Here is a 25,665-nt window from a genome sequence, read left to right as displayed (position 1 = left end):
TCCCGTTCCACCCCCACGTCGCTGGAACAACAGGAAGGGTCACTCCCTTGAGACACGCAACCGTGCTGCGGACCGGTCTGTCCGCACTCCTGCTCCTCGGTGCCTGGGCCGTCGCCGGCCCGTCGTCCGCCTCCGCCGCCCCCACCGACTCCGCGGAGGCCCCCGCTTCCACGGCCCTGCTCACCGCGATGCAACGCGACTTCGGCCTCACCGAGGGCGAGGCCGTCGCGCGGCTCGCCGACGAGAAGGCGGCCACCGCCCTGGAGCCGACCGTGCGGCGCGCCGCGGGCTCCGCCTTCGGTGGATCCTGGTTCGACGAGAGGACCGGCAAGCTGGTCGTCGCCGTCACGAACGCCGAGAAGGCCGAGGCCGTACGGGCCTCCGGCGCCGACGCCCGGGTCGTCGAGCACTCGGCGAAGCGGCTCGACGCGGCGAAGGCCCGCATCGACGCCCTGTCCGCCCCGTCCGGCGTGAGCAGCTGGCACGTCGACCCGGCGACCAGCAGCGTCGTCGTGAACGTCGTCGCGTCCGAGCAAGGTGACAACGATGTCCGGTCCTTCGTCGCCAAGGCGCGCGAGGCCGGCCCCGTGACCGTGGAGACGACCGCGGAAGCGCCGCAGACCTTTGCCGCGGGAACGGTCGGAGGCGACCCGTACTACACGGGCAACGTCCGCTGCTCGATCGGCTTCTCCGTCCACGGCGGCTTCGTCACCGCCGGGCACTGCGGCGGCGCCGGCCAGTCCGTGCGTGGCTGGGACGGCTCGGCCATCGGCAACTTCCAGGGCTCGTCCTTCCCCGGCGACGACTACGCCTGGGTGAACGTGGCCAACGGCTGGTGGACCGTGCCGGTCGTCCTCGGCTGGGGCACCGTCTCGGACCAGCTGGTCCGCGGTTCGAACGAGGCGCCGATCGGCGCGTCCATCTGCCGCTCCGGCTCCACCACGCGCTGGCACTGCGGCAGGGTCCTCGCCAAGAACGAGACCGTCAACTACAGCCAGGGCGCCGTGCACCAGATGACCAAGACGAGCGTCTGCGCCGAGGGGGGCGACTCCGGCGGCTCGTTCATCAGCGGCGACCAGGCCCAGGGCGTCACCTCCGGCGGCTGGGGCAACTGCTCCGGCGGCGGGGAGACCTGGCACCAGCCGGTCAACGAGATCCTCAACCGGTACGGGCTGACTCTGCACACCGCGTGATCCGGGGGAGCCGTCCCGCCGTCCTCCTCGGCGGCGCGGCTCCCGCCGACGGGTGAGGGTGCCGGGCCGCGAGCGGCCCGGGGCCGCCGGATCCCGTCGGCTCGGCGAAGGCACTGTGAGCGGCCCCGCCCGACGGCGGGGCCGCTCTCGTGTGCGGGTCTGCCGGGAGAGCGTTTTCCCGAAGCCCAACAGCCTCTGCCCAGCGCATCGTTCACCAACTATTGACACTCTCTCGACGCGGTCGACCCGAACCACCCGGTCACCTCGACGGACGCGTGGACCGGAGCCTGGCCGTACTACAAGAAGAACGCGCCCGACCTCGACCTGTACGCCGTGAACTCCTACGACGCCGTCTGCGACATCGAGGAAACCTGGGAGAGCGGCGGCTACGACAAGCCCTACATCGTCACCGAGGGCGGGCCCGCCGGCGAGTGGGAGGTGCCGGACGACGCCAACGGCGTACCGGACGAGCCCGGCGACGTGGCGAAGGCCGAGGGCTACCAGCGGGCCTGGGACCGCGTCGACGGGCACGAGGGGGTGTCGCTCGGCGCCACGCTGTTCCACTACGGGACCGAGTACGACTTCGTCGGCCGTCTGGTTCAACCTGCTCCCCGCGGGCCAGAAGCGGCTCTCCTACTACGCGGTGAAGGAGGCGTTCGGCGCGGACACCTCCGGCGACAACACCCCGCCGGTCATCAGCGGTATGACCGTCGACGACGCCTCCGCCGTCCAGGCGGGCAAGCCGTTCACCTTCAAGGCGTCCGTCTCCGCCCCGGACGGTGACCCGCTCACCCACCAGGTGCTGGTCAACTCCAAGTACATGGACAACGGTGGCCAGTTGACGGAAGCGGCCTTCACCGACCGGGGTGACGGCACGTTCGAGGTCACCGCACCGGACAGGCTCGGCGTCTGGAAGGTCTACCTCAAGTCGACCGACGGCAAGGGCAACGTCGGCATCGAGACGAAGTCCCTCAAGGTGGTGCCGCCCCGGGTCGACGGGGTGAACCTGGCTTCCGGGAAGCCCACCGAGGCCTCGTCCTTCCAGCCGGACAGCGTCGGCTGCCCCTGCCCGGCGGCCAACGCCGTCGACGGTTCCTTCGACACCCGCTGGGCCGGCGACTGGGCCGACCGGCAGTGGATCCAGGTCGACCTGGGCGCGACCACCTCCTTCGACCACGTCCAGCTGGCCTGGGAGGCGGCCTACGCCAAGGCGTACACGGTCCAGACCTCGGACAACGGGCAGGACTGGAACACCGTTCACACCCAGACGGCGGGCGACGGCGGCATCGATGACATCGAGGTCGCGGGCGACGCCCGCTACGTCCGCGTGAGCACCTCCGAGCGCGGCACCCCGTGGGGCTACTCGCTCTACGAGTTCGGCGTCTACCGGAGCTGATCCGACAGGGCCGAGAATCCCTCCGCGCCGTCCCATCCCCGCTGTCGGCGCGGAGGGGCCGGCGGCGGTCACGGACACCCGTGACCGCCGCCGGCTCGCGTTCGCGCCCTCGGCCGCGCCCCGTCGGCGCGTCCCGGAAGGTAGCGTGATCGGCATGGACCTTCGAACCACCGTTGAGCGCGCTCAACGCCTCAAGCAACTGCACGCCGAGCACAGTCCCCTCGTCCTGCCGACCGTCTGGGACGTCTGGTCGGCGCGGACAGCGGCCGACGCCGGGTTCCCCGCGCTGACGGTCGGCAGCCATCCGCTCGCCGATTCCCGGGGGGCCGCCGACCAGGAGGGACAGACCTTCGAGGAGGTGCTCTCCGCCGTCAGGCCGATCATCGCGGCGGTCGACGTCCCCGTCTCCGTGGACCTGGAGGCCGGCTACGGACGGCAGCCCGCGGATCTCGTCGCCGGTCTCATCGAGGTCGGCGGCGTCGGCCTCAACATCGAGGACACCGTTCACTCGGAGGGCGGACGCGTACGGAGTACGCAGGAGCACGCGGCCTACGTCGCCGGCCTGCGCGCGGCAGCCGACGAGGCGGGAGTCCCGGTCTGGATCAACGGGCGCACCGACCTGTTCCTGCACGCGGAGGACGCCTCCGCCGTCCTCGACGAGGCGATCGAGCGACTGCGGGCCCTGGAACAGGCGGGCGCCGACAGCGTCTACCCGGTGCGCATCCAGGACAACGACGAATTGCTCGCGGCGGTGACGGCAGCCGTCTCCGTGCCGGTGAACTCCACGGCGCATCCGGTCAAGCACGATCTCGACCGCTTCCGCCGCCTTGGCGTCGGCCGGATCACCTACGGTCCGCTGCTGCAGTTCGCGATGACCGACGCGATGAAGGACATGCTCGGGCCGTGGGCGCCCCAGGCGCTCTAGGCCCTGTTGTCGAACTCCCGTCTGCCCCGCGGCGCCATGCACGCACTCTCGCCGCACCGGGCCCACGCCCGAGTACGTCCAGTACGAGGACGTGAGCCCGGCACGCCGAGAGCACGCACCTGACCCGGCAGGGCCGCCCTCCGGGCGACGACGGGAGTTCGACGACAGGGCCTAGACGCGGGTGTTCCGCGGGCGACGGGAAAACCCTCCGGCCGCGGCGAAGGATTCGCCGCGGCCGGAGGGGGTTGGCAGGAGCCGGGGGAGGAGCGTCAGACGGCCGCCCGGCCGCGCTGCTCCGCGTGCTTCCGGACCAGCTCGGCGTACCGGCGTCCGCTGCTCTTGACCGTACGGCGCTGGGTCGCGTAGTCCACGTGGACCAGACCGAACCGCTTGTCGTAGCCGTACGCCCACTCGAAGTTGTCCAAGAGCGACCAGGCGAAGTACCCGGCCAGCGGGGCTCCCTTGTCGACCGCGCGGGCGCAGGCGGCGAGGTGCTCCTCCAAGTACCGGACGCGTTCCGGGTCGTGGACCGAGCCGTCCGCCGCGACGACGTCCTCGTACGCCGAACCGTTCTCGGTGACGTAGATCCGCTGGACGCCGTACTCCTCGGTCAGGCGCAGCAGCAGCCGCTCCAGGCCCTCCGCGTGGACCTCCCAGTCCATGTGGGTGAGCCGGGCGCCGGGGACCGGGACCTGCTTGGCGTGCGGTGCGGGCCCGTCGGGGTCGGCGGTGACGATCTGCCGGAAGTAGTAGTTCAATCCCAGCCAGTCGAGCGGCGCGGCGATCGTCTCCAGGTCGCCGGGCCGGACCGGGAGTTCGACCCCGTACAGCTCCACCATGTCCTGCGGGTAGCCGCGGCCCAGGATCGGGTCCAGCCACCAGCGGTTGATGTGGCCGTCGGCGCGGCGGGCCGCGGCGAGGTCGGGCGCGCTCGTGCTCGCCGGCTTGATCGGGCTGAGGTTGTTGACGATGCCGACCCGGGCGTCCGAGGAGGCCGCCCGGATCGCCCGCACGGCCAGACCGTGGCCCAGGTGCAAGTGGTAGGAGGCGCGCACGGCGGCGGTCAGATCGGTGAGACCCGGCGCCATCCGGCCCTCCAGGTGACCGATCCAGGCCGAGCACAGCGGCTCGTTGAGCGTCGCCCAGTCCTTGACGCGGTCGCCGAGGCGCTCCACCACGTGGGAGGCGTACGCGGCGAAGTGCTCCGAGGTCTCCCGTACGGTCCAGCCGCCCCGGTCCTGGAGCGCCTGCGGCAGGTCCCAGTGGTAGAGGGTGGCGAACGGGGTGACGCCGGCCTCCAGAAGGCCGTCCACGAGCCGGTCGTAGAAGTCCAGGCCCGCCTTGTTGACCGGTCCGTCGCCGCCGGGCACCACGCGCGGCCAGGCGATCGAGAAGCGGTAGGCGTCCGCGCCGAGCTGCTTGATCAGGCCGATGTCCTCGGGGACCCGGTGGTAGTGGTCGCAGGCCACGTCACCGGTGTCGCCGTTGTCGATCGCGCCGGGGGTGTGCGAGAACGTGTCCCAGATCGAGGGGGAGCGGCCGTCCTCGGCCACGGCTCCCTCGATCTGGTACGCGGCGGTGGCGACGCCCCAGGTGAAGTCCGCCGGGAGGGCGTTGAGGTCGGGCACGTGCTGCCTTTCGGTCGGGGGCGACGGACGGCTCTCGCCGGTGGGGGTCACTTCACGGCTCCCGCGGTGAGACCGGCGACCAGATAGCGCTGGAGGAGCAGGAACCCGGCGACGATCGGGACGCTGACGACGAGGGACGCGGCCATGACCTGGTTCCAGTACACGTCGTTCTGCGTGGCGTAGCCCTGGAGCCCGACGGAGAGGGTCCGGGTGGCGTCGTTCGTCATGACGGAGGCGAAGAGGACCTCGCCCCAGGCCGTCATGAAGGAGTACACCGACACCGCCACGATTCCCGGGACGGCGGCCGGCACGACGACCTGGAAGAGGGCGCGGACGGGGCCGCAGCCGTCGACCAGGGCCGCTTCGTCGAGGTCCCGGGGGATGGAGTCGAAGTACCCGATCAGCATCCAGATGGAGAACGGCAGCGAGAACGTCAGGTACGTGAGGATGAGCCCGCCGCGCGAGCCGTACAGCGCGACGCCGGTGCTGTTGCCGATGTTGACGAAGATGAGGAACAGCGGGAGCAGGAAGAGAATCCCCGGGAACATCTGTGTGGACAGCACCGTGACGGTGAAGACCCGCTTGCCCCGGAACCGGTAGCGGCTCACCGCGTAGGCGGAGAACACCGCGATCGTCACCGACAGCACCGTCGCCGAGCCCGCCACGATCAGCGAGTTGACGAAGTACTTGGCGAGCGGAACGGTCTCCCAGATGTCGAAGTACGGCTGGATCGTCAGCGTCGACGGGATCCACTGGAACTTCCCCGACACGTCCTGGAGCGGCTTCAGCGAGCTGCTGACCATCACGTAGACGGGCAGCAGGACGAAGCCGGCGAGCAGGGCCAGGACGATGCGGCGGGTCCAGAGGAAGGACTGCGGCGCGGCCATCGGCGAGCGGGCCCGCGACCGGGTGGTGCGGGTCGGCCGCGTGAGGCTAGACATCGGCGCCCTTCCTTCCGCGCGAGGTGAGGAACAGGTACACGGCGGTCACGACCAGCAGGAAGAGCAGCAGCAGGACCGACATCGCGGATCCGGTGCCGAAGTTCCAGGTGACGAACGACGACTGGTAGATGTGGATCGAGATCAGGTCCGCGCTCTCCGGGGCCGATTTCCCGAACAGGACGTACGGGGTGTTGAAGTCGTTGAACGTCCACAGGAAGAGCACGAGGACCAGGACCTGGTTGACCGGGCGCAGCGACGGAAGCGTGATCCGGCGGATCTGCTGCCAGATGCCTGCGCCGTCGATCGAGGCGGCCTCGTACAGCTCGCGCGGGATGTTCTGGAGCCCGGCCATCAGCATGAGGAAGGCGAACGGCCAGCCCTTCCACACCGAGACGATGATCAGGGCGTAGATGCTGTTGTCACCGATCAGCCAGAACGACGGTTCGTCGGTGATGCCGAGCTGGTCGTGCAGGACGTGGTTGATCATCCCGTTGTCCCGCTGGAACATGAACGCCCAGGTGATGACGGCCGCGTAGACCGGCAGGGCGTACGGGACGAGGAAGATCGCCCGCAGGATGCCCCTGCCCCGGAAGGTCTCCTGGAGGAGGATCGCCGCCGCGGTGCCGAACAGCCAGGCGAACCCGACCGAGAAGAACGTGAAGACGCAGGTCACGAAGAACGAGTGGAGCAGGGCCTCACCGATCGGCGCGTCGAAGTCGACGGCGATGCTGTAGTTGTCGAGGCCTATCCAGGGCGCCGCGCCCCAGTTGCTGATGAAGAACTGCGTGAGCTGCCGGAAGCTCATCACGATCCCGATGACCATCGGGATGATGTGGATGAGGAGTTCGAGCAGGACGGCGGGCAGGAGCAGGAGATAGGGCAGTCCGCCTTGGCGGATCCGGTCGGGGATGCGCGGCAGTCTCCTGCGCGCACCCCCGGTGCCCCGGCTCGTACCCTTGTCGGTCGACGTGTCGACCTCGGGGTCCGTGGTGACGGTGGCGGTCATGGATCAGGGCCTCACTGCTGCATCGTCTGCTGCGCCTTTTCCAGGCGCGCCTTCACGGATTCGTCGGTCACGGGGCGCCCGGCGGCGGCGTCCGCCCACAGCTCCTTGACCGCGGTGCCGACGGCCGTCTCGAACTGCGACTCGTTCGGGACCTGGGGGAGCGGGGCGGCGCTGGTGGCGAGGGTGTCGCGCAGGACCTTGAGGTCGGGAGCGCCGAAGGCCTCGTCGGCCTGGGCGGCCTTGACCGGCGGGATCGAGCCGTAGGTCTTGTTGAGCAGCTTCTGCTCGGCGTCGCTCGTCATGAACTTCACGAACTTCTTCGCGCCGTCGATGTTCTTGGTGTTCTTGAAGACGGCCATGTTGATGCCCGCGACCATGGAGTTGGTCTGCTTGTCCGCGCCCGGCGCGCCCGAGGGGACCGGCACCGGGGCCGCGCCCCAGTCCTCGGGCTTCATGCCCTGGGCGGCGAAGGTGGAGGCGGCGGCCTGCCACAGCACCATCGCCGTCTTGCCCTGGGCGAAGTCGGTGAGCGACTGGTTCTGGGCGTACTCCGCGTTGCCCGGAGCGATGATCTTGTCCTTGGCCATGAGGTCGATGTACTGCTTGACCGCCGCGACCGCACCGTCGGAGGTGAAGGTCGCCTTGCCGTCCGCGTCGAAGAAGTCGGCGCCGTGCTGCTTGGCCAGGACGAAGGTCTGGTGGATGTTGTTGGAGAGGTTGCCGCCCTCGGCGCCCAGCCCCCACTTGCCGTCCTTGGATACCTTCTTGCCCGTCGCGACCAGCTCGTCCCAGGTGGCCGGGGGCTTCTCGACGCCCGCCTCGGCGAACATCTTCTTGTTGTAGTAGAGGGCGTACGCCAGCGAGTAGAGCGGCACCGCGGCGGGCGGCTCCCCCTCCTTGCCGGCCGAGGCGACCGCCGAGTCGACGAAGCGGTCCCGGCCGCCGATGGCCTCGAAGTTCTTCTCGTCCCACGGCAGGAGCGCGCCGGTGGCCTGGAGCGAGGCCGACCACGTGTTGCCGATGTTCAGCACGTCCGGGCCCTGGCCGGAGCTGGTGGCGGCGAGGATCCGGTTCAGCAGGTCGGCCCAGGGCACGACCTCCAGCTTCACCTTGATCCCGGTCTCCTTCTCGAACTTCTTCAGCTCGGGGGTGAGGATCTTCTTGTCGGCCTCGATGCTGGGGCCCTGGTTGGACGCCCAGTAGGTGAGGGTCTTCGGCGACTCGTTGCTGCCGCCCGAGGTGGTCCCGCCGCCACAGCCGGTGGCGGCTACGGCGATGGCGAGTGCGAGGGTGGCGGCGCTTGCGGCTCTGACGTGACGCATGTGAGGTGGCCCCTTTCCGGGGATGGCTGCGTTCGGGAACCGAACGGCCTCCATGACTTAATTTATGCCGTGATTTAAGAGGTGAAAGAAGGTCGCGTCAAGGTCTGGGACCGGGGTATGTTCCTGGACGGGAAGGAGCAACATGGCCGAGCGCAACAGACGGACCGTGCGTGACCTGCGGCGAGGCAACCGGGCGAGGGTATTGCAACGGTTGTATTTCGACGGCCCCTTGAGCCGTCAGGAGCTCGGACCGGTCACAGGTCTGAGTTCGGGATCCATCAGCAACGTTGTCGCGGAACTTTCCGCCGAAGGACTGCTGGAGGAGGCCGGAGTCGTCGACTCGGACGGCGGCCGCCCCCGTACGCTGCTGCGCGTCGCCCCGGACGGCGGACTGCTCGTCGGCATCGACATCGGCGAGACGCGCGTCCGCGTCGAGCTGTTCGACCTCTCCCTGACCGAACTGGCCCGCACCGAAAGGCTGCTGGCCCAGCACGGCTACGACGTCGACCGCATCGTCGCCCATGTCCGCACCGGCGTCGCGGACGTGCTGCGCGACGCCGGAGCCGACCCGAGCCGGCTGCTCGGCATCGGCATCGGGGTCCCCGGCATCATCGAGCGCGACGGACCCGAAGGGCCCGACGGCTCCCGGAGCGCGGTGGTCCACGGCCAGACCATCGGCTGGCGCGCGGTCCCCTTCGAGCAGTTGCTGCGCGAAGCGGTCGACGTGCCGCCCGAGGTGCCGCTGTTCATCGACAACGGCGCCAAGACGCTCGGCCAGGCCGAGATGTGGTTCGGCGGCGGCCGGGGCGCGGGCGCCGCCGCCATCGCCCTCATCGGCTCGGGGGTGGGGGCCTGCGTCGACCACGGCGACATCCTCGACGAGGACCGCATGAGCCTCGCCCTCGAATGGGGGCACACCACCGTCCAGTTGCGCGGCCGCCGGTGCCGCTGCGGCTCCATCGGCTGCCTGGAGGCGTACGCGGGCGCGGAGGCCCTGCGCGAGCGCTGGCGCGAGGCGGGCGGCCCGCTCCCCGAGGACGCCGACGACGAGACGGCGCTCGCCGCCCTGCTCGCCGCCGCCTACCCGGGAGGAGGCGGCCCCGCCCCGGACCCGGTGGCGCTCTCGCTGCTCGACGAGACGGCCGAATGCCTCGGCGCGGCCCTCGCCGACCTGATCAACCTCTTCCTGCCCGAGCGGATCCTGATCGGAGGCTGGGCGGGCCTGCTCATCGGCCCCCATCTGCTGCCCGAGATCCGCCGGTACGCGAACGAGTACGCCCTGCGCCACGCGGCGGCCCGCACCACCATCGAGATGGGCCGTCTCGGCCCGGACGCGGTCACCGTGGGCGCTGCGACGCTCCCGCTCGCCGACTTCCTCACCCGCGGCGGCAGCCGCCCCGGGCCGGGCGACTCCGGCACGCCGCCCCGTACCCCCGTCCAGGCGGTCCGGGAACGTCACCGCACCCCGACGGGCTGAGCGGGCCACCCGCGTGACGCGTCCGCCACCCGCATGCCGGCCGACGCGTCGCCCGGCACACGAGCGGCGTGGCTGCCGCCCCTCAGCGGGCCGTGTCCCGCGCGCGGCCGGGGCCCCCGGCCGCGCCGCCCGAGGCCATCCAGCGCGGGTCCACCATGCCCAGCCACGCGTCCTGGGCGTCGGCCGGCGGGTGCTCCAGGGGGAGCGGCGCGAACCGGCAGGCGAAGCGCATCCCCGTGTCGGACCCGTCGCCGCGGACCCGGTGCTCCCACGCCGCCGGCCCGTCCGAAGGGGCGTCGAGCAGGAGAAAGGTGGTCATCCGGGGCTGTCCGGTCTCGGGGTGGGGCCGCTCGTCCACCGTGATCCGCCGGACGACGCGGGCCCCGGTCAGCCCGGTCTCCTCGGCGACCTCACGCAGGACGGCTCGCTCCGGGTCCTCGCCCGGCGCGACGCCGCCCGCAGGCACCTGGGTGCCGGCCTCGGGACAGTCCGCATGGTCGAACACCAGCAGGGCGGGGCAGGGATGACGCCGGATCACATAGGCGGCGACCCGGAGCCGGGGCCCGGCCTGGGGAGAGGTCATACGGGCATCCTCGCCCATGTCCGGGCGGCCCCGCCCGCCGGGCCCGGTGGCCGCACCCCGGTCACGCCGAGTCCCGCACCACCAGCTCCGGTTCGAAGACCACGGAGGTCACCGGAGCGTCCGGCCGGGCCAGCCGGTCCAGCAGGAGGCGCGTCATCTCGGCGGCCATCCCCTCCACCGGCTGGCGGACCGTGGTCAGCGGCGGGCGGCAGGCCAGGGCCGCGCTGCTGTCGTCGAAGCCCACCACCGCCACGTCCCCCGGAATCGAGCGGCCGTGCTCCCGCAGGACGTGGCAGGCCCCCAGGGCCATCAGGTCGTTGGCGGCGAAGACCCCGTCCAGGTCCGGATGGTCCGCGAGCAGCCGCGCCATCGCCGTCTCGCCGCTCTCCTGGGTGAACCGGCCCTCGACGACGGGGATGTACGGGTGCCCGTGGCGTGCCATGGTGTCCCGGAAGCCCTTCAGGCGGGCGTGGCCCGCCGGCACGTCCAGCGGACCGGTGATCGTCGCGATCCGGCGGCAGCCTCGGTCCAGGAGATGCTCGGCCGCCAGCCGCGCGCCGTCCTGGTGCGCGAGGTCGACATAGCTCACCGGGACCGGCCGCGCCGGGCGCGCGTACAGGACGGCCGCCAGGCCGGCGTCCGCGATCAGCCCCGGCAGCGGGTCCTCGGCGTGCGTCGAGACGACCAGGGCCCCGTCCGCGCTACCCTGCCTCAGGTACGCCACCACCTCCTCGCGGGCCCGCGAGGTCTCCGCGAACATCAGCACCGGGTGCATGCCGCGCGGACGCAGGTAGTCGACCACGCCGGTCACCACCCGGCCGAAGAACGGGTCGGCGAACACCTGCGCGGTGAACGAGCCCGAACTCCCGTGGCTGTCCTCGTCCTTCCCGGAGGCCCGGGTGCCGGACCAGGACCCGGACCTGCCCCCGTCCCCGGACGCTCCGGTGCCGGAGTCCCGCCGGGCAGCCTCCCGCTCGACGCCCGCGCCCGACACCACCAGGGCGATGGCGTCCGCCCGTCGGGTCACCAGGGACCTGGCCGCCCGGTTGGGGGTGTAGCCCGTCATGGAGACCGCCTGACGCACGGCCTCCTGGATCACCGGGTCCACATTGCGCACCCCGTTGACGACCCGGGAGACGGTGGCGCGCGAGACGCCGGCCGCCCGCGCCACGTCCTCCAGGGTGGGCGCTCCGGCCGAGCGCGGATCATCCGTCATGAGCGCCTTTATAGCACTCGCGGAGAGCGCTCTCCATCGATCTTGTCCAGGCGGGGCGAGGTAAGGAGTCCGGCCGGGCAGCAGCGGGAGGGGCCCCGGGGAACGGCCGAGCGCGACGGACAGGCCGAACGGGGAAGCGACAGACGGCAGGAACGCGTTTCGGGCGGAACTCGTCGGGCGGAACGTGTCGGGCGGAGCGGAAGCCGAGGCCGACCGGACGGTCGAGGATCGGAATCCGGCCATGGACCGGCCGACTATCACGTTTCGCTTGTGATCAGTCACTGTGCGGACCTACGTTGCCCCTTGCGACATGACCCGAAGCCAGTGGGGGAGCCACGTATGGCCGCGAACGGACGGCACCGCAGATACCAGCCGAGCCGGATCAACCGTGCCTCGCTCACGGTGACGGCGAGCGGCGCGGGCATCGCGCTTCCTCTCATCACCGCGGCGTCGGCGGGGGCCGCGCCGGTCGAGGTCTGGGAGAAGGTCGCCGCCTGCGAGTCCAGCGGCGATTGGGACGTCAACACGGGCAACGGCTACTACGGCGGCCTGCAGTTCAGCGGGTCCACCTGGTCGGCCTTCGGCGGCACGCAGTACGCGCCGCGCGCCGACCTCGCCACCCGGGACCAGCAGATCGCCGTCGCGGAGAAGGTGCTGGACGGCCAGGGCCCCGGCGCCTGGCCCACCTGTTCCGTACCGGCGGGGCTCACCCGGGACGGGGACGCGCCCGGGGCCGCCCCGGAGTCGGGGACCGACACCCAGAGCGCGGGCAGCCGGACGGTCCGGGCCGCGGCGCCGCAGAGCGCGCCGCCCCGCCAGCCGCGGACCCGTCCCGCAGAGGCGACGCCCACCCATGTGCCGGGCAAACGCGACTCGTACACCGTCGCGAGCGGCGACTCCCTCTCCGGCATCGCGTCCGCCCAGCGGGTGCGCGGCGGCTGGCAGGACCTCTACGCGGCCAACCGCACCGTCGTCGGGGACGACCCGGACCTGATCCTCCCCGGGCAGCGGCTGAGCCTCGACCAGAGCCGGGCGGGGAAGGCGGGGGAGGGGAAGAGCTCCGGACAGCCCCCGCGGAAGACCGCCCCGAAGCCCCCGGCGGCGACGCCGGAGGCGAAGAAGGCGGATCAGCGCAAGGCCGAAGCCAAGAAGGAAGCACCCGCGCAGGCCGCGCCCAAGGAGAAGGAAGCCCCGAAACAGCGGGCCCCTGAGAACACGGCGCCCAAGCAGCAGGCGCCCAAGCAGCAAGCCCCCAAGCAGCAGGCGCCCAAGAAGGAAGCACCTAAAAAGGAAGCGCCCAAGAAGGAAGCGCCGAAGAAGGAGCGGCCCGCTCCGGAGCGGGCCGTGAAGCACACCGGTTTCAGCGCCCCGGTCTCCGCCGGCACCGGCACTCCCTACCGGCAGGCCGGCGGCTGGTCCAGCGGCTATCACACCGGCGTGGACTTCCCCGTGCCCACCGGGACATCGGTGAAGTCGGTGGCTCCGGGCCGCGTCGTCTCGGCGGGCTGGGCCGGAGCGTACGGCTACGAGGTCGTCATCCGGCACAGCGACGGCAAGTACAGCCAGTACGCCCATCTCTCCGCGCTCCACGTGCGCGCCGGGCAGTCGGTCTCCGGTGGGCAGCGCATCGCCCGCTCCGGCTCCACGGGCAACAGCACGGGCCCGCACCTGCACTTCGAGATCCGTACGGGCCCCGGCTACGGCTCGGACGTCGACCCGCTCGCCTACCTCCGGGCAGGCGGCGTCAGGGTCTGAACCGTCCGGTCGGAGCGGGAGCGGCGCAGGGTGGCTCCACCGCGCCGCCGCTGCTTCGTGAGGGGGCCCGGGGTGCCGAACTCCATCTGCGGCACCGCCTGCCCCGGCGGCAGGGGCGAGGGCGGCCGCGTCACGGGGAGCCGCGCCGACGCCGGTTCCGGCACGATCGGTGCCGGCGAGGGGGCAGCCTCCGCGCTGGCGTTCGTCCACGGCTCCTGGGCGTGCTCCGTGCGCAGCCGCTCCCTCGTCAGCATGATCAGTCCGCCGGCGGCCAGCGCCCCGCAGGAGAGGGCCAGGACGGTGCCCGGGACGCCGAGGCGGAAGTGCTCGCCGAACAGCGTGATGCCGATCGCGGCGGCCACCACGGGGTTGACCACCGTCACCGTCGCGAGTGGAGCGGTGAGGCCCGCGCCGCGGTAGGCGGCCTGGGAAAGGAACAGGCCCGCCGCCGCGAGCGTGGCGATCACCAGCAGCGGCAGAGCGCCCGAGCGCAGCGAACCGGACGTCCACTCCACGGCCACGGTCTTGGTGAACACCGAGGCCATGCCGAACGCCGCGCCCGCGCCCGTGGCCAGGACGATGCTGCGCAGGACCGGCCGGCGCAGCGTACGGGCGAGCACGACGAGCGCGCCGACCGCCCCGAACGTCACCGAGGCCAGCAGCGCCTGCTCGGGACCGTCCAGGGTGTGCGGCTCGGCGTTCCCCGTGAGCGCCAGCAGACCGCCGAGCCCGGCCGTCGCCATCAGGGCGCCGCGCCAGGCCGTCGCCCCCGCCCTCCGCCCGACGAACAGGGCCGTCATCGGCAGGGCGAAGACGATCGTCAGCGCGCCGAGCGGCTGGACCAGGCTGAGCGGACCGTACGCGAGCGCCACGACGTGCAGGACCGCACCGGTCCCGTTGAGGAGGACGGCGGCCCACCACACGCCGTTGCGCAGCAGGGCCTGCCACGCGTTGTCACCGGTCGCGGCCACGCGCTCCTGGACGATCGCCCCGGCCGCGTAGGCGACCGCGGAGATCAGTGACAGCAGCACGGACAACGCAAGGGAGCTCATGTACACCACGATGTCCCGTCCGGGGCCCCGCGTCGTCGTCCTTGAGACTGCACTTCGGCCTACTGCCCCAGTAGTACGCCCGACGGACCGACGTCCTCCTCCCGACGGTAGTCCTCTTGTCCCCGGGCGTCAGAAGTTGTCGCCCGGCGGATACGGTGAGCTGCGAGGGCGGCACCGCCGGTGGCCGTACGGCGGGTCACGGGGGCGGGCCGGAGGCGTGCCGGAACCGAGGGGGGAACAGGACGTGGACCTGGAGCTACTGGCGTCGGTCGGGGGATTCTTCGCGCTGCGGACCACTCCGGTGCCGGGCGGCGGGCACCGTCCGCTGGCGGAGTCGTACGCGGGGGACGGCGGCCCTCTCGCCGCGCGTGTCGACAAGGTCGCGGCACGCCTCGCGGCCCCCGAGCGCAGGGTCGCCGCCTCCATCGCCCATCTCGGTCTCGCCGCCCGGCTCTGGTCCCTCGCGCTGGGCCCGGCCGCGCTCTTCGGGCGGATCCCCGCGCTGCCGTCCGACGCCCTCCACTGGGACCCGTGGGCCACCTCGCCGGACGACCTGTGGCTCGCGGGGACGGCCGAGCTGCCCGGTACGGCGGCCAGGATCCGCGAGGTGGTCCAGCACGGGCACCTGGACCCGCTGTCCGAGGCGTTCCGGCGCGACGGCGCCATCTCCCCACAGCTGCTGCGGGGCAACGCGGGGTCCGCGCTCGCCGGAGCCGTGCGCGAACTCGTCGCCTTCGCGCGGGCCCACGACCGGCCGGACGTGGCCGCACGGGCCCGCGCGCTGGCGGCCGAGCTCTTCGACGACGAGGCGCTGCGCCACACCGGGGCCCCGCACGGCCCGGCGTTCCGGCGGCGCAGCTGCTGCCTGTACTGGCGCTGCCCGGGCGGCGGGCTGTGCGGGGACTGCGTGTTCGACCGGGCGCCCGGGCAGCGGGCCTAGGGACGGTAGCCGTCCCTAGGCCCGCTGCCCGGGACCGGGACCGTCAGGAAGGCAGTGCGGCGTCGATGGCGGCGTCCACCGAGGGCAGGACGGGCAGGGCGCTGTCGAGGCCGATCATCCCGATCAGGCGGCGCATGAACGGGGACGGGGCGGCCAGCCGCAGCCGGTCGCCCAGCACGGTGTGTCCCTGGAGGAGCACATTCACCGTCGTCGAGTCCGCGAAGCCGACGCCGGAGAGGTCCACGACGACCGGGCCGGAGCCGTTGTCGGCCGCCGCGGTCAGCGCGAGACCCAACGGTGCGACGCTGTCGATATCGAGGTCACCCGACACGGTGAGGACCGATGCGTCCCGTTCCTGCCGGGTGGTGATTCTGACGGCTCTGTCTTCGTTGGGCGATGAAAGCACGGGAGGCACCTCGGGCGGATCGGAACGGACGGAGAGCCGTGTCGCCGGACGGGCCGACATGGTTCCGTCCCTGGTCGGGGCGGGGTACGGGCTAACGATAGAAGTAACAGTTGCCATTTGACAACATTCTCCATTGGGTAACAATCTGATCCCCGACGGTCGCCCGGCCGGCCTGCCCAAGGGCGGAGAACCGATGGACGCGGAAGCAGGAGCTGGATGGAGCTAGGCGCTGTCCGCGACATCATCGCGGAGTGGGGAGGCGGCCGTACCCCTTTGCGGGGAAAGGCGCTCCGAAGCGGCTGCGTGGAAGGCCGCGAGGCCCTCGGCGAGGGCGGCGAGAGCGGCGGGAGCCATCCGTTCCAGCACGGCGTTCAGTTCGCCGGCGCGCAGGGCCCGGTACTCTTCCAGAAGGGTGCGACCACGCGGACTCAGCCGCAGTTCCACCTCGCGGCGGCTGGTCGGGCTGGGCGCCCGCTGGACCAGCCCCATCGCCTCCATCCGGTCGCAGAGCCTGCTGACGGACGGGGCACGCGAGCCCAGGGCTTCGGCCAGCGCCCGCAGATTGGTGCCCTCCTGCTTCTCGATCACGAGCAGGGCCCGAAGCTGGGAGGGCGATACGGTTCCCGAAGCGGCGGATTCCTGGCCCCTGCCCCACAGCACCTCCAGCAGCTCCGAGGCCGCGACGGCGTCGGCGGACGCCTGTTCGCGACTGCTCGGGCGGAATCCTCGGTGGGGCATTCAGCCACTGTGTCACCCGTCGGGCCTGCTTGTCAGCCCGGCCCCGCCCCCTACCACGTCGCAGGACGAAGATTGTGCGAGAGACCGTGAACCGAAGAACGGACATCGAGGCCGCTGTACGGGCCGCCGCGCCGCACGCCCTGCTGGCCACCCTGCGCACCAAGCTCAGCAGCGCCTACGGGGCCCTCGCGGTCGAGCTCCACCTCGCCGACTACAGTCTGCGGGTCCTCAAATCCCTGGACCGGCCCGATGACGACAGCGAGCCGCTGTCCCTCCACAACAGTCCCGAGGGCCGGGCGTTCGGCAGCCAGGAGCCCCGCGAACAGCAGGTCCGGCACGACGACGCCGTCGATCACCACCTGCCCGTGACCGTACGGGGCGAACGGCTCGGCATTCTCACCGTCCGGCTGCCCCAGGCCCTGTCCACCCCGGAGCTGGTCGGTGAGCTGTCCCACATGGCGGACCTGCTGGGCCACGAGATCCTCGTCGCCGAACGGGACACCGACCTGTACCAGCGCGCCCGGCGCACCACCCGCCTCACCCTCGCCGCCGAGATGCAGTGGCAGCTGCTGCCCGCCCGCGCCTGTACCGCCGCCGAGTTCGCGATCGGGGCCCAGTTGGAGCCCGCGTACGCCATCCACGGCGACAACTTCGACTGGGCCGCCGACGCCGACGAGCTGACCCTCGCGGTGACCAACGGCATGGGCGAGGGCATACAGGCCTCCCTCCTCACCAATCTCGCGGTCAACGCCCTGCGCAACGCCCGCCGGGCCGGCATCGGCATCGCGGACCAGGCGGCCCTCGCCGACCAGGCCATCTACGACCAGCACCGTGGCGCGTCCCACGTCTCCACCCTGCTGCTCCGCTTCGAGCTGGCGACGGGGAAGGTCGGCGTCGTCGACGCGGGATCGCCGCAGCTGTGGATGCAGCGCGGCCGGGAGGTCCGCCGGATCGACCTGGAAGCGCAGCTGCCGCTCGGGATGTTCGAGGAGTCGCAGTACACGGTCCAGGAGTTCCACGTGGAGCCCGGCGACCGGCTGCTGCTGCTCAGCGACGGCGTCTACGAGGCCGTGTCGCCGCTCGGCGAGGCGTACGGGGAACGCGCGCTGGCCCGCGCCATCCAGTCGACACGGCTGCTTCCGGCCGCCACCGTTCCGCGCGCGATACTCGGCGAACTGGCGGAGTACCGGGGCACGGAGACGATCGACGACGCACTGGTGCTGTGCCTGGACTGGTTCGGCCGGCCGGAGAGCCGGGACGTGGCCTGAGCCGCGTCGGAGAAGATCTCCCGCGCCGCCGAGTCCACGTCCCGCAGATCCGCGTCCCTGCGGCGAGCCGCTGAACTGCTGGGTCACCATCAGGTTCCCTGGTCACCGAAAAGTGCGTTCTTCCATGTCAGCGGCGACTCTCCTACGGTTCCCGAGTAACCACGAGTGACCGGGAATCGGCCGGTCCGGTGGCAGGAGGGGGGCACGGCCCCCCGGGACGAGGAGGCGGGCAGCATGGCCATCACCCTGGTGAACCCGAGCGGACTGCCGGAGATCGGCGCCTACAAGCAGGTATCGGTCGCGACCGGATCGAGGCTGGTCTTCGTCGCCGGGCAGGTCGCCTGGGACGCGAAGGGCGCCACCGTCGGCGAGGGCGACCTCGCCGCGCAGGTCGAGCAGGCCTACGTGAACATCGGCACGGCCCTCGCCGCGGTCGGCGGCACCTTCGACGACGTGGCGAAGCTGACCGTGTACGTCGTGGACTGGACGCCCGAGAAGATGCCCGCGTTCCTGGAGGGCGTGGACCGGGCCGCCGCGCGACTGGGCACCACGCCCCGAGCACCCGGCACCCTGGTGGGCGTCGCGGCCCTGGACCTCCCCGAACACCTGGTGGAGATCGAGGCCACCGCCGTGCTCGACGCCTGAGGGAAGCCGACCGGGCTCAGATGCTGAGCTGGAACTCCGCCCGGATCCGCTTCCCCACCGGCACCCGCTCGGCCGTGAGCCGGTCGCACAGGGCCACCACGATCTCCATGCCGTGACCGCCGAGGCGGGAGGGGTCCGGGGCGTACAGCACGGGCATCGCGGTGCTGCTGTCGTACACCGTGACGCTGATGAGCTGCGCGGTGCCCTCCAACTCCAGGAGATAGGGGCCGTGGCTGTAGCGGTCGGCGTTGGTGACCAGCTCGCTCACGGCCAGCATCAGGTCGCTGCGCGTGTGCTCGCCGATCGGGGCAAGGCACTCCACAGCCAGTCGCGTCAGGAAGCGGTCGGCGAGCGCACGCGCCAGCGCTATGCAGCCCGGCTCGCCGTCGAAGACCTCGGCGCTGAGCAGTACCTCGGCGGAAGCCGGCCCCTGACCCGTGTCTTCCGGTGGGGAGGTGACCTGTTCGTTCATGTGCTCCAGCCAAGGCGCCGCAGTGAGGTCGGAGACCTTTTCCGCCATTCGTCTACCCCTGGCGAACGATCCCACTCCAGGAGATCCGGACCGATCCTACGCACGTCCGGGCAGCCGCACCACGGTCACGAAGAACTCGTCGATCTGGCGCACCGCGGCGATGAACTGGTCGAGGTCCACCGGCTTCGTCACGTACGCGTTGGCGTGGAGTTTGTAGCTGCGCAGGATGTCCTCCTCGGCCGAGGACGTGGTGAGCACGACCACGGGGATGAGGGCGAGTTCGGGGTCGCTCTTGATCTGCTCCAGCACCTGACGGCCGTCGTACTTGGGCAGGTTCAGATCCAGCAGCACCAGGTCCGGGCGGGGGGCCTCGGTGTACTCGCCGCGCCGGTAGAGGAAGTCCAGCGCCTCCTGCCCGTCGCGCACGACGTGCAGGGTGTTGCGGATCTTGTTGTCCTCGAAGGCCTCACGCGTCATCAGCTCGTCGCCGGGGTCGTCCTCGACGAGCAGGACCTCGATGGGCTGGGCAGGGGTGTTCACGAAGGATCTCCCGGCTGGCTGGTGAGCAGGGCGGGAGCGAGCAGCTCCGCCGTGGTGTGCGTGGGCACCTCGGGCGCCACGGGCAGGGTGAAGTGGATACGGGTGCCTTCGTCCGGTTCGGGCTCCAGCCAGATCCGGCCACCGTGGAATTCGATGATCTTCCGGCAGAGGGCTAGACCGATGCCCGTGCCCTCGTACTCGTCACGGGCGTGCAGCCGCTGGAAGATGACGAACACCTTGTCCGCGAACTCGGGCGCGATCCCGATCCCGTTGTCCGACACCGTCAGGTGCCAGTCCTCGTCCTCGCGGACGCAGGCGACCGAGATCCGGCCCGGGACGCCCTCCCGGCGGAACTTCACCGCGTTGCCGACGAGGTTCTGCCAGACCATGGTGAGCGCGGTCGCGTCCCCGAGCAGTTCGGGCAGCGACTCCGGCCGCTCGATCACCGTCCCCGACTCCTCGATCGCGAGGGTGAGATTGCCCAGGGCACGGTCCAGGGCGTGGTCCAGATCGACCGGCTTCCAGCTCTCCTGCACCCGGCCCACCCGCGAGAACGTGAGCAGGTCGTTGATGAGGACCTGCATCCGCTTGGCGCCGTCCACGGCGAAGGCGATGTACTGCTTGCCGCGCTCGTCGAGCTCCTTGCCGTACCGCTTCTCCAGGAGCTGGCAGAAGGACGCGACCTTGCGCAGCGGCTCCTGGAGGTCGTGCGAGGCGACGTACGCGAACTGCTCCAGCTCCGAATTGGAACGCCGCAACTCCTCCGTCTGCTCGGCGAGCAGGGCCTCGCGGCTCTGCGCCTCGGCCAGCTCGTCGGCCAGCCGCCGCCGCATGTCCTCCACGGCCCAGGCCACGGCCTGGACGTCGGACGGTCCCTTGATCTCGATCCGCGTTCCGAAGGCCCCCGCCCTGACACGGTCGGACGCGGCGCGCAGCCGGTTCAGCGGGACGCCCACCACCCGGTGGAGCAACAGGCTCAGCGCCGCGACGGTGGCCACGAAGACGGTGAGCAGCGCGACCCCCACCCGGTCGCGGGTTTTGCGCGCCGTGTCGAGGTCGGTCCGCGCCTGGTCCCGGGCCTCGGCGAGATGCCCCTGCTGGGCACCGTACGCCTGTCGCAGCTGGTCGAAGTCCGCCTTGCTGCGCTGCAACTGAGCGGAGGTGGCGGCCCCGCTCGGCCCGCCCTCCCGGACCGTCGCGATCAGCGGCTCGGCCTTGCCGCGCCGCCACTTCTCGGCGGCGGATGCGATGGCGTCGAGGTCGTCGGCGTACCGGGTGCCGGGGCCCACCAGCCGCCGTACCTGTGCGAGGCGCTCCTGCTCGGCGGCCTTCCCCGCCTCGTAGGGTTCGAGGAAGGAGTCGTCGCCGGTCAGCGCGAACCCCCTGATCCCGGTCTCCTGGTCGAGCAGGGAGTTCTGGAGCTGGAAGGACGCGGACCTGGCGGGCTGGATGCGGTCCACCAGCTCGGTCGTGCGGTCGGAGATCCGGGCCATCACGATCCCGCCGATCACCAGACAGGCGCAGACCACCACGATGAATCCGCCGAGTATGAGATGGACCCAGTTCTGCACCGACAGCCGAGCCGCGAGGCCGCCCGGAGCCGGTTTCTTCGTCATGTCATCGTTCATCGGATTCCGATCCCCAACCCAGATGCAGCACGGCCACATCGTCCGCGAGGCCGCCGTAGGGGGCGGCCCCCTCGGTGGCTCCCGCCACCAGAGCGTCGATGAACGAGCGGGCCGGCAGATGACCGTTGGCCCGCGCCATCGCGAGCAGCCCTTCCTCGCCGAGTCGGCTGTCGGGTCCGTCGCGCCCCTCGAAGAGCCCGTCGGTGAAGAGTACGAGACCCGCACCGGGCGTCAGCGGGATGTCGACCGTCGGCCACCGGCCGGCCCCGGGCAGCAGCCCGAGCGCCATGCCGCCCTCGGGCTCGACCCAGGTGACGTCCGTGCCCTCACGCAGCAGCAGGCCGGGGTGACCGGCCCGCAGGACCTGTGCGTGCCGCTGCCCGGGCGGGAACGCCAGCGAGGTGACGGTGGCGAACACGTGCGAGTCCGAGCGCTCGGCGACCAGGATCTCCTCCAGGAGTGCTATCTGCTCGGGGTGGGACGTACCGCACAGCACGGCGGTGCGCCAGGCCACCCGCAGACACACACCGAGCGCGGCCTCGGCGGCCCCGTGCCCGGAGACGTCGCCGATCACCGCGTGCACCGTGCCGTCCGCGGTCTGCACGACGTCGTAGAAGTCACCGCTCAGCAGCCCGTGGACCCGCCCCGGCTCGTAGCGGGCGCGCGCCCGGAAGCGGTCGTCCCGCAGCAGGGGGACGGGCAGCAGCCCGCGCTCCAGCCGGGCGTTCTCCTGGGCGATCAGCCGGTTGGCGCGCAGCGCGGCGGCGGCCCGTTCCACTTCCTTGCGCTGCAGGGCGTAGCGGACCGCGCGCGACAGTACCTCCGGGCCCAGGCGGCCCTTGACCAGGTAGTCCTGGGCGCCGCCGGCGACCGCGCGGAGCCCGGTGCCGGACTCCTCCAGACCGGTGAGGACGACGATCGCGGCGTCGCTGTCGGACTCCAGGATCTGGCGTACGGCGTCCAGACCGTGGACGTCGGGAAGGTGCAGGTCCAGGAGGACGCACACCGGGGAGGTGGCCGCGCTCAGGAAGGCGCGCGCCTCGGCCAGGGTCTTGCACCAGGTGAGGGCGGAATCCAGCTCGCTGTCGGTGAGCATCTCCTCGACGAGCAGCGCGTCACCCGCGTCGTCCTCCACCAGCAGGATCGACGCGTTGACACTCCAAATCGGGGCCTCGATGTGCTCCGAGGCCCCGACCTGTTGGGAGGGAATTCCGGAGATGCCCACAGGAATCGAAGCTGTGCCCAGGGGCGACCCGGTCAACCCTCCACCCCCTCGTCCGACGGCGCGGTTCGTCCGGCCTGCTCGTCAGAAAGCATAATCGAGCGAGGGACCCGTCAGACTCATGCCTCGACGCTCATCCCCTTGCGCAGCTGCTGGACGATCCTGCTGAGCAGCCGCGACACGTGCATCTGCGACACCCCCAGCTCCGCGCCGATCTGTGACTGCGTCATCTCCGCCCCGAAGCGCATCTGCACGATCCGGCGCTCCCGGTCATCCAGCTGATCCAGCAGCGGGGCCAGCGTGTGCAGGTTCTCGACGGTCTCCATGCCCGGGTCCGCCTCGCCGAGGACATCGGCGTACGCCCGCTGGTCCTGGCCCGAGTCGCTGTCCGCGGAGGGGGTGTCGAGGGAGCCGGCGGAGTAGCCGTTGGCGGCCACGAGCCCCTCGATGATCTCCTCCTCGGAGAGGTCGAGGTGGGCGGCCAGCTCCTTGACGGTGGGGTCGCGGTCGAGTTCCGCGGAGAGCTGCTCCTTCGCCTGGGCGAGGGCCACCCGCAGCTCCTGGAGCCGCCGCGGCACATGTACGGACCAGGTGGTGTCGCGGAAGAAACGCTTGATCTCCCCGACGATGTAAGGCACGGCGAAGGTCGCGAACTCGACCTCGCGGGACAGGTCGAACCGGTCGATCGCCTTGATCAGGCCGATCGTGCCGACCTGGATGATGTCCTCGGTGTCGTCGCCGCCCCGGTTGCGGAACCGGGATGCGGCGAAACGCACCAGGGAGAGGTTCATCTCGATCAGGGTGTTGCGCGCGTACTGGTGCTCACGGGTGCCTTCCTCCAGGACCTGGAGCCGGTCGAAGAAGATCTTCGACAGGGCCCGTGCGTCCTTCGGGGCGATCTTGCCGGCGTCCTCGACCCAGGGCAGCTCTCCGGTGGTGACGTCCGCCGTCCGCGCACCGGTTCGGCTGTCGCTGTCGCTCAGCGTCGTCGTTCCCGTGGCTCGCGCTGACATCGCCGTCATGGTGTCGCCCTCCCTGCTGCCCAATGTGTCGGACGGTCGTCTTCCCGGTCCTCGGGAAGTCATGCGTCCCTGATTCCGCTTATTTTCGCAGGGCTCCGCGGCGCCCCTCCGCCGGGGGGCTCTCCCGCCCCCTCCGCCGGGGCCGCGCTCGTGCGCCGCCCGTACGCCACTCGAACGGAGCAGTGGCCCGCGCATGGCAAACTTGGGCGGGGTGTTTCGGCCTGCGGTGATCCACGATCCGCGGCGAGAAGATGACAGAGGAACGGCAATGACGGTGACAGAGGACAGCCCGGAGCTCGCTCCCGGAATCGAGGAGTTCGGTCCCGGTATCGACCCGGAGCGGCTGGCCGTCTGCCTGAGCGTGCTCGACGAGCTCGACCGGATCGAGGTGGACCACCCGGACGCCATCGCGGTCCGCCGCGCCACCGCCGGGATCTACCGCACCGTGAAGCAGCGCCGCCGCCAGGAGCGCCGCGCCGCGAAGACAGCCCACGACCGGGCCGTCACCGAGGCCACGGCGACCGGCTCGGCCGAGCGCATCGACGACGAGACGCAGGGCGTGCTGCCCTCCTCCTCCGCCCGGGCCGAGATCGCGGGCGTCCTCCAGCGGCCCCGGTCCTGCTACATCTGCAAGACGCGCTACGTCGAGGTCGACGCCTTCTACCACCAGCTCTGCCAGCCGTGCGCCAAGGAGAACCGCTCCCGCCGCGATGCCCGCACCGATCTGACCGGACGCCGGGCACTGCTCACCGGCGGCCGGGCGAAGATCGGCATGTACATCGCGCTGCGGCTGCTGCGCGACGGCGCGCACACCACCATCACCACCCGCTTCCCCAACGACGCGATCCGCCGCTTCAAGGCGATGGAGGACAGCGACGAGTGGATCCACCGGCTGAAGATCGTCGGCATCGACCTCCGCGACCCGGCCCAGGTCGTCGCGCTGGCCGACTCGGTCGCCGCCGAGGGCCCGCTGGACATCCTGATCAACAACGCGGCCCAGACCGTGCGCCGCTCCCCGGGCGCCTACGCCGAGCTGGTCAACGCCGAGTCGGCCCCGCTGCCCGCGGGCGAACTGCCCGTCGCCGAGGTCATCGGCACCTTCGGCAGCGGCACGGTCGACCGGGTCGCGGCTCTGCCCGCCGCCCGCAAGGAGGGGCTCAGCGCGCAGGAGGTCACGGACCTCGCCCTGGTCACCGGCTCCGCCTCGCCGGCCCGGATCGCGGCGGGCACCGCGATCGACGCGGGCGGCCTCGTCCCCGACCTGCACGACACCAACAGCTGGGTCCAGACGGTCGAGGACGTCGAGCCGATCGAGCTCCTCGAAGTGCAGCTCTGCAACTCCACCGCGCCGTTCATCCTGATCAGCAGGTTGCGCCCGGCGATGGCGGCGACCGCCGCGCAGCACGCGTACGTGGTCAACGTCTCGGCGATGGAGGGCGTCTTCAGCCGCGGCTACAAGGGTGCCGGCCACCCGCACACCAACATGGCCAAGGCCGCGCTCAACATGCTGACGCGCACCAGCGCCCAGGAGATGTTCGAGAAGGACGGCATCCTGATGACCGCCGTGGACACCGGCTGGATCACCGACGAGCGCCCGCACCCGGACAAGATGCGCCTCGCGGAGGAGGGCTTCCACGCGCCCCTCGACCTGGTCGACGGTGCGGCCCGGGTCTACGACCCGATCGTGCGCGGTGAGGGCGGCGAGGCCCTCTACGGCTGCTTCCTCAAGGACTACGCCCCCGCCAACTGGTAACCCGAACGGCTCAACCGGCCCGTCGGCCCCGCGCGACGGCCGGGAACCCGGCCCAGGATGTTCCCTGGGCCGGGTTTTCGCTGTACCCAGTGGCCGAAAGTGACCTACCGCACACGTTCTATCGAGCGCGGTGGCGCTCATTTGGTTAGGGTGAGGCGAACGGACGTCATCGAAGGGCCCACGAAGGTTCCTCGACCGTCCTGGGACATGGTCGGTAACCCGGCCGCTGTTCCGCCCCGAACCGGCGCCACCGCGACCGACATATCCCATCCCTGCCCCGCGCGGGGCGGTCGCGCCCCGGCATCGCCGCCGGGGCGACGGCGGCGCCCCGGGCGACGCGACACGAAGGAGTGCGCGGTGACGACACCGGAACTGACCGAGCGCGACATGCGCCCCGCCGAACGGAACGCGGGGCGGCCAGGCCGCCCCGAGAAGCTCAGGAACATCGAGGTCTGGGCCAGGTCCGCCCCGATCCGGCTGGCCGGATACGAGGACGACCTCGCCGAGCCGCACATCCTGCCCGGCATCGACTGACCG

General features: G+C 71.5%; 23 protein-coding genes and 1 pseudogene. 10 read left to right on the top strand and 14 right to left on the bottom strand.

The genetic code is table 11. From position 1 onward, the window contains the following. Window positions 1-47: 47 nt before the first annotated feature. The 3 genes and pseudogenes from AC3CH1_RS02785 to AC3CH1_RS02775 all read left to right on the top strand — a co-directional run bounded on the left by AC3CH1_RS02785 (window position 48) and on the right by AC3CH1_RS02775 (window position 3,514). Window positions 48-1,193 carry a S1 family peptidase gene (locus AC3CH1_RS02785; RefSeq protein ID WP_488461376.1) on the top strand — a complete coding sequence of 382 codons (1,146 nt, stop codon included), beginning with the start codon at window positions 48-50 and terminating at the stop codon, window positions 1,191-1,193. A gap of 231 nt (window positions 1,194-1,424) precedes the next feature. Continuing rightward, a pseudogene (locus tag AC3CH1_RS02780) lies at window positions 1,425-2,589 on the top strand (discoidin domain-containing protein); the annotation flags it as partial. A gap of 154 nt (window positions 2,590-2,743) precedes the next feature. Next, window positions 2,744-3,514 (top strand): isocitrate lyase/PEP mutase family protein, encoded by a 771-nt coding sequence (locus tag AC3CH1_RS02775; protein ID WP_488461375.1) that lies wholly within the window; start codon window positions 2,744-2,746, stop codon window positions 3,512-3,514. Between the two features lie 269 nt (window positions 3,515-3,783). On the opposite strand, the gene AC3CH1_RS02770 is transcribed toward AC3CH1_RS02775, so the two are convergent. The 4 genes from AC3CH1_RS02770 to AC3CH1_RS02755 are packed head-to-tail and all read right to left on the bottom strand — an operon-like array spanning window position 3,784 to window position 8,411. Beyond that, window positions 3,784-5,142 carry a GH1 family beta-glucosidase gene (locus AC3CH1_RS02770; RefSeq protein ID WP_488462129.1) on the bottom strand — a complete coding sequence of 453 codons (1,359 nt, stop codon included), beginning with the start codon at window positions 5,140-5,142 and terminating at the stop codon, window positions 3,784-3,786. Between the two features lie 47 nt (window positions 5,143-5,189). Beyond that, complete coding sequence (locus AC3CH1_RS02765) at window positions 5,190-6,083, bottom strand: carbohydrate ABC transporter permease (RefSeq protein WP_329162311.1); 894 nt, start codon at window positions 6,081-6,083, stop codon at window positions 5,190-5,192. Next, window positions 6,076-7,089, bottom strand: coding sequence for a carbohydrate ABC transporter permease (locus AC3CH1_RS02760; RefSeq protein WP_488461374.1), 1,014 nt, complete (start codon window positions 7,087-7,089; stop codon window positions 6,076-6,078). The genes AC3CH1_RS02765 and AC3CH1_RS02760 overlap by 8 nt, the downstream gene beginning before the upstream one ends. Before the next feature lie 11 nt (window positions 7,090-7,100). Then, entirely contained in the window at window positions 7,101-8,411 is a 1,311-nt protein-coding gene (locus AC3CH1_RS02755) for an ABC transporter substrate-binding protein (protein WP_488461373.1), read from the bottom strand. 142 nt (window positions 8,412-8,553) lie between these two features. Between AC3CH1_RS02755 and AC3CH1_RS02750 the strand changes: the two genes are divergently transcribed. After that, entirely contained in the window at window positions 8,554-9,888 is a 1,335-nt protein-coding gene (locus tag AC3CH1_RS02750; protein WP_488461372.1) for an ROK family transcriptional regulator, read from the top strand. 82 nt (window positions 9,889-9,970) lie between these two features. On the opposite strand, the gene AC3CH1_RS02745 is transcribed toward AC3CH1_RS02750, so the two are convergent. Then, entirely contained in the window at window positions 9,971-10,471 is a 501-nt protein-coding gene (locus AC3CH1_RS02745; protein ID WP_488461371.1) for an NUDIX hydrolase, read from the bottom strand. A 61-nt stretch (window positions 10,472-10,532) separates the two neighbouring features. Further along, window positions 10,533-11,687: a LacI family DNA-binding transcriptional regulator gene (locus tag AC3CH1_RS02740; RefSeq protein ID WP_488461370.1), complete on the bottom strand. Its 1,155-nt coding sequence runs from the start codon at window positions 11,685-11,687 to the stop codon at window positions 10,533-10,535. Between the two features lie 339 nt (window positions 11,688-12,026). Here AC3CH1_RS02740 and AC3CH1_RS02735 point away from each other — a divergent pair, with 339 nt between their 5' ends. After that, entirely contained in the window at window positions 12,027-13,442 is a 1,416-nt protein-coding gene (locus tag AC3CH1_RS02735) for a transglycosylase family protein (RefSeq protein WP_488461369.1), read from the top strand. Here AC3CH1_RS02735 and AC3CH1_RS02730 read toward each other — a convergent pair. Beyond that, window positions 13,412-14,494: a DMT family transporter gene (locus AC3CH1_RS02730; RefSeq protein ID WP_488461368.1), complete on the bottom strand. Its 1,083-nt coding sequence runs from the start codon at window positions 14,492-14,494 to the stop codon at window positions 13,412-13,414. The genes AC3CH1_RS02735 and AC3CH1_RS02730 overlap by 31 nt on opposite strands. 244 nt (window positions 14,495-14,738) lie before the next feature. Here AC3CH1_RS02730 and AC3CH1_RS02725 point away from each other — a divergent pair, with 244 nt between their 5' ends. Continuing rightward, window positions 14,739-15,434: a (2Fe-2S)-binding protein gene (locus AC3CH1_RS02725; protein ID WP_488461367.1), complete on the top strand. Its 696-nt coding sequence runs from the start codon at window positions 14,739-14,741 to the stop codon at window positions 15,432-15,434. Window positions 15,435-15,477: 43 nt separating this feature from the next. Here the strand turns inward: AC3CH1_RS02725 and AC3CH1_RS02720 are convergent, their stop codons facing one another. Together AC3CH1_RS02720 and AC3CH1_RS02715 are read right to left on the bottom strand one after the other, a co-directional pair. Next, entirely contained in the window at window positions 15,478-15,840 is a 363-nt protein-coding gene (locus AC3CH1_RS02720) for an STAS domain-containing protein (RefSeq protein WP_488461366.1), read from the bottom strand. A 222-nt stretch (window positions 15,841-16,062) separates the two neighbouring features. Next, complete coding sequence (locus AC3CH1_RS02715) at window positions 16,063-16,578, bottom strand: MarR family winged helix-turn-helix transcriptional regulator (RefSeq protein ID WP_488461365.1); 516 nt, start codon at window positions 16,576-16,578, stop codon at window positions 16,063-16,065. Between the two features lie 86 nt (window positions 16,579-16,664). Between AC3CH1_RS02715 and AC3CH1_RS02710 the strand changes: the two genes are divergently transcribed. Both AC3CH1_RS02710 and AC3CH1_RS02705 read left to right on the top strand, forming a co-directional pair. Further along, entirely contained in the window at window positions 16,665-17,846 is a 1,182-nt protein-coding gene (locus AC3CH1_RS02710; protein ID WP_488461364.1) for a PP2C family protein-serine/threonine phosphatase, read from the top strand. 234 nt (window positions 17,847-18,080) lie between these two features. Continuing rightward, window positions 18,081-18,491 carry a RidA family protein gene (locus AC3CH1_RS02705; RefSeq protein ID WP_488461363.1) on the top strand — a complete coding sequence of 137 codons (411 nt, stop codon included), beginning with the start codon at window positions 18,081-18,083 and terminating at the stop codon, window positions 18,489-18,491. Window positions 18,492-18,507: 16 nt separating this feature from the next. Here AC3CH1_RS02705 and AC3CH1_RS02700 read toward each other — a convergent pair whose 3' ends face one another. The 5 genes from AC3CH1_RS02700 to AC3CH1_RS02680 all read right to left on the bottom strand — a co-directional run bounded on the left by AC3CH1_RS02700 (window position 18,508) and on the right by AC3CH1_RS02680 (window position 23,375). Further along, a complete protein-coding gene (locus AC3CH1_RS02700; protein WP_488461362.1) occupies window positions 18,508-18,963 on the bottom strand; it encodes an ATP-binding protein in 456 nt (151 codons plus the stop codon). Window positions 18,964-19,059: 96 nt separating this feature from the next. Further along, window positions 19,060-19,503, bottom strand: coding sequence for a response regulator (locus AC3CH1_RS02695; protein WP_488461361.1), 444 nt, complete (start codon window positions 19,501-19,503; stop codon window positions 19,060-19,062). After that, a complete protein-coding gene (locus tag AC3CH1_RS02690) occupies window positions 19,500-21,119 on the bottom strand; it encodes a sensor histidine kinase (RefSeq protein ID WP_488461360.1) in 1,620 nt (539 codons plus the stop codon). Before AC3CH1_RS02690 ends, AC3CH1_RS02695 begins: the two co-directional genes overlap by 4 nt. Window position 21,120: 1 nt before the next feature. Beyond that, window positions 21,121-22,356 carry a PP2C family protein-serine/threonine phosphatase gene (locus AC3CH1_RS02685; RefSeq protein WP_488461359.1) on the bottom strand — a complete coding sequence of 412 codons (1,236 nt, stop codon included), beginning with the start codon at window positions 22,354-22,356 and terminating at the stop codon, window positions 21,121-21,123. 116 nt (window positions 22,357-22,472) lie between these two features. Then, the gene (locus AC3CH1_RS02680; RefSeq protein ID WP_488461358.1) at window positions 22,473-23,375 is read right to left on the bottom strand and encodes an RNA polymerase sigma factor SigF; all 903 of its coding nucleotides are present in this window, start codon (window positions 23,373-23,375) and stop codon (window positions 22,473-22,475) included. Between the two features lie 268 nt (window positions 23,376-23,643). Here AC3CH1_RS02680 and AC3CH1_RS02675 point away from each other — a divergent pair, with 268 nt between their 5' ends. Continuing rightward, window positions 23,644-25,128 (top strand): SDR family NAD(P)-dependent oxidoreductase, encoded by a 1,485-nt coding sequence (locus tag AC3CH1_RS02675; RefSeq protein ID WP_488461357.1) that lies wholly within the window; start codon window positions 23,644-23,646, stop codon window positions 25,126-25,128. Between the two features lie 357 nt (window positions 25,129-25,485). Beyond that, a complete protein-coding gene (locus AC3CH1_RS02670; RefSeq protein ID WP_488461356.1) occupies window positions 25,486-25,662 on the top strand; it encodes a hypothetical protein in 177 nt (58 codons plus the stop codon). Window positions 25,663-25,665 lie beyond the last annotated feature (3 nt).

The sequence above is a fragment of the Streptomyces sp. MGP-P1 genome, assembly GCF_057766565.1.
This window is presented reverse-complemented; position numbering and strand designations above follow the sequence as displayed.

Bases quoted from the DNA above. Each gene is read 5' to 3' on its own strand.
- AC3CH1_RS02775 (WP_488461375.1), top strand. From the start codon at position 2,744: ATGGACCTTCGAACCACCGTTGAGCGCGCTCAACGCCTCAAGCAACTG.
- AC3CH1_RS02765 (WP_329162311.1), bottom strand. From the start codon at position 6,083: ATGTCTAGCCTCACGCGGCCGACCCGCACCACCCGGTCGCGGGCCCGC.
- AC3CH1_RS02760 (WP_488461374.1), bottom strand. From the start codon at position 7,089: ATGACCGCCACCGTCACCACGGACCCCGAGGTCGACACGTCGACCGAC.
- AC3CH1_RS02755 (WP_488461373.1), bottom strand. From the start codon at position 8,411: ATGCGTCACGTCAGAGCCGCAAGCGCCGCCACCCTCGCACTCGCCATC.
- AC3CH1_RS02750 (WP_488461372.1), top strand. From the start codon at position 8,554: ATGGCCGAGCGCAACAGACGGACCGTGCGTGACCTGCGGCGAGGCAAC.
- AC3CH1_RS02745 (WP_488461371.1), bottom strand. From the start codon at position 10,471: ATGACCTCTCCCCAGGCCGGGCCCCGGCTCCGGGTCGCCGCCTATGTG.
- AC3CH1_RS02740 (WP_488461370.1), bottom strand. From the start codon at position 11,687: ATGACGGATGATCCGCGCTCGGCCGGAGCGCCCACCCTGGAGGACGTG.
- AC3CH1_RS02735 (WP_488461369.1), top strand. From the start codon at position 12,027: ATGGCCGCGAACGGACGGCACCGCAGATACCAGCCGAGCCGGATCAAC.
- AC3CH1_RS02730 (WP_488461368.1), bottom strand. From the start codon at position 14,494: ATGAGCTCCCTTGCGTTGTCCGTGCTGCTGTCACTGATCTCCGCGGTC.
- AC3CH1_RS02715 (WP_488461365.1), bottom strand. From the start codon at position 16,578: ATGCCCCACCGAGGATTCCGCCCGAGCAGTCGCGAACAGGCGTCCGCC.
- AC3CH1_RS02705 (WP_488461363.1), top strand. From the start codon at position 18,081: ATGGCCATCACCCTGGTGAACCCGAGCGGACTGCCGGAGATCGGCGCC.
- AC3CH1_RS02700 (WP_488461362.1), bottom strand. From the start codon at position 18,963: ATGAACGAACAGGTCACCTCCCCACCGGAAGACACGGGTCAGGGGCCG.
- AC3CH1_RS02690 (WP_488461360.1), bottom strand. From the start codon at position 21,119: ATGACGAAGAAACCGGCTCCGGGCGGCCTCGCGGCTCGGCTGTCGGTG.
- AC3CH1_RS02680 (WP_488461358.1), bottom strand. From the start codon at position 23,375: ATGACGGCGATGTCAGCGCGAGCCACGGGAACGACGACGCTGAGCGAC.
- AC3CH1_RS02675 (WP_488461357.1), top strand. From the start codon at position 23,644: ATGACGGTGACAGAGGACAGCCCGGAGCTCGCTCCCGGAATCGAGGAG.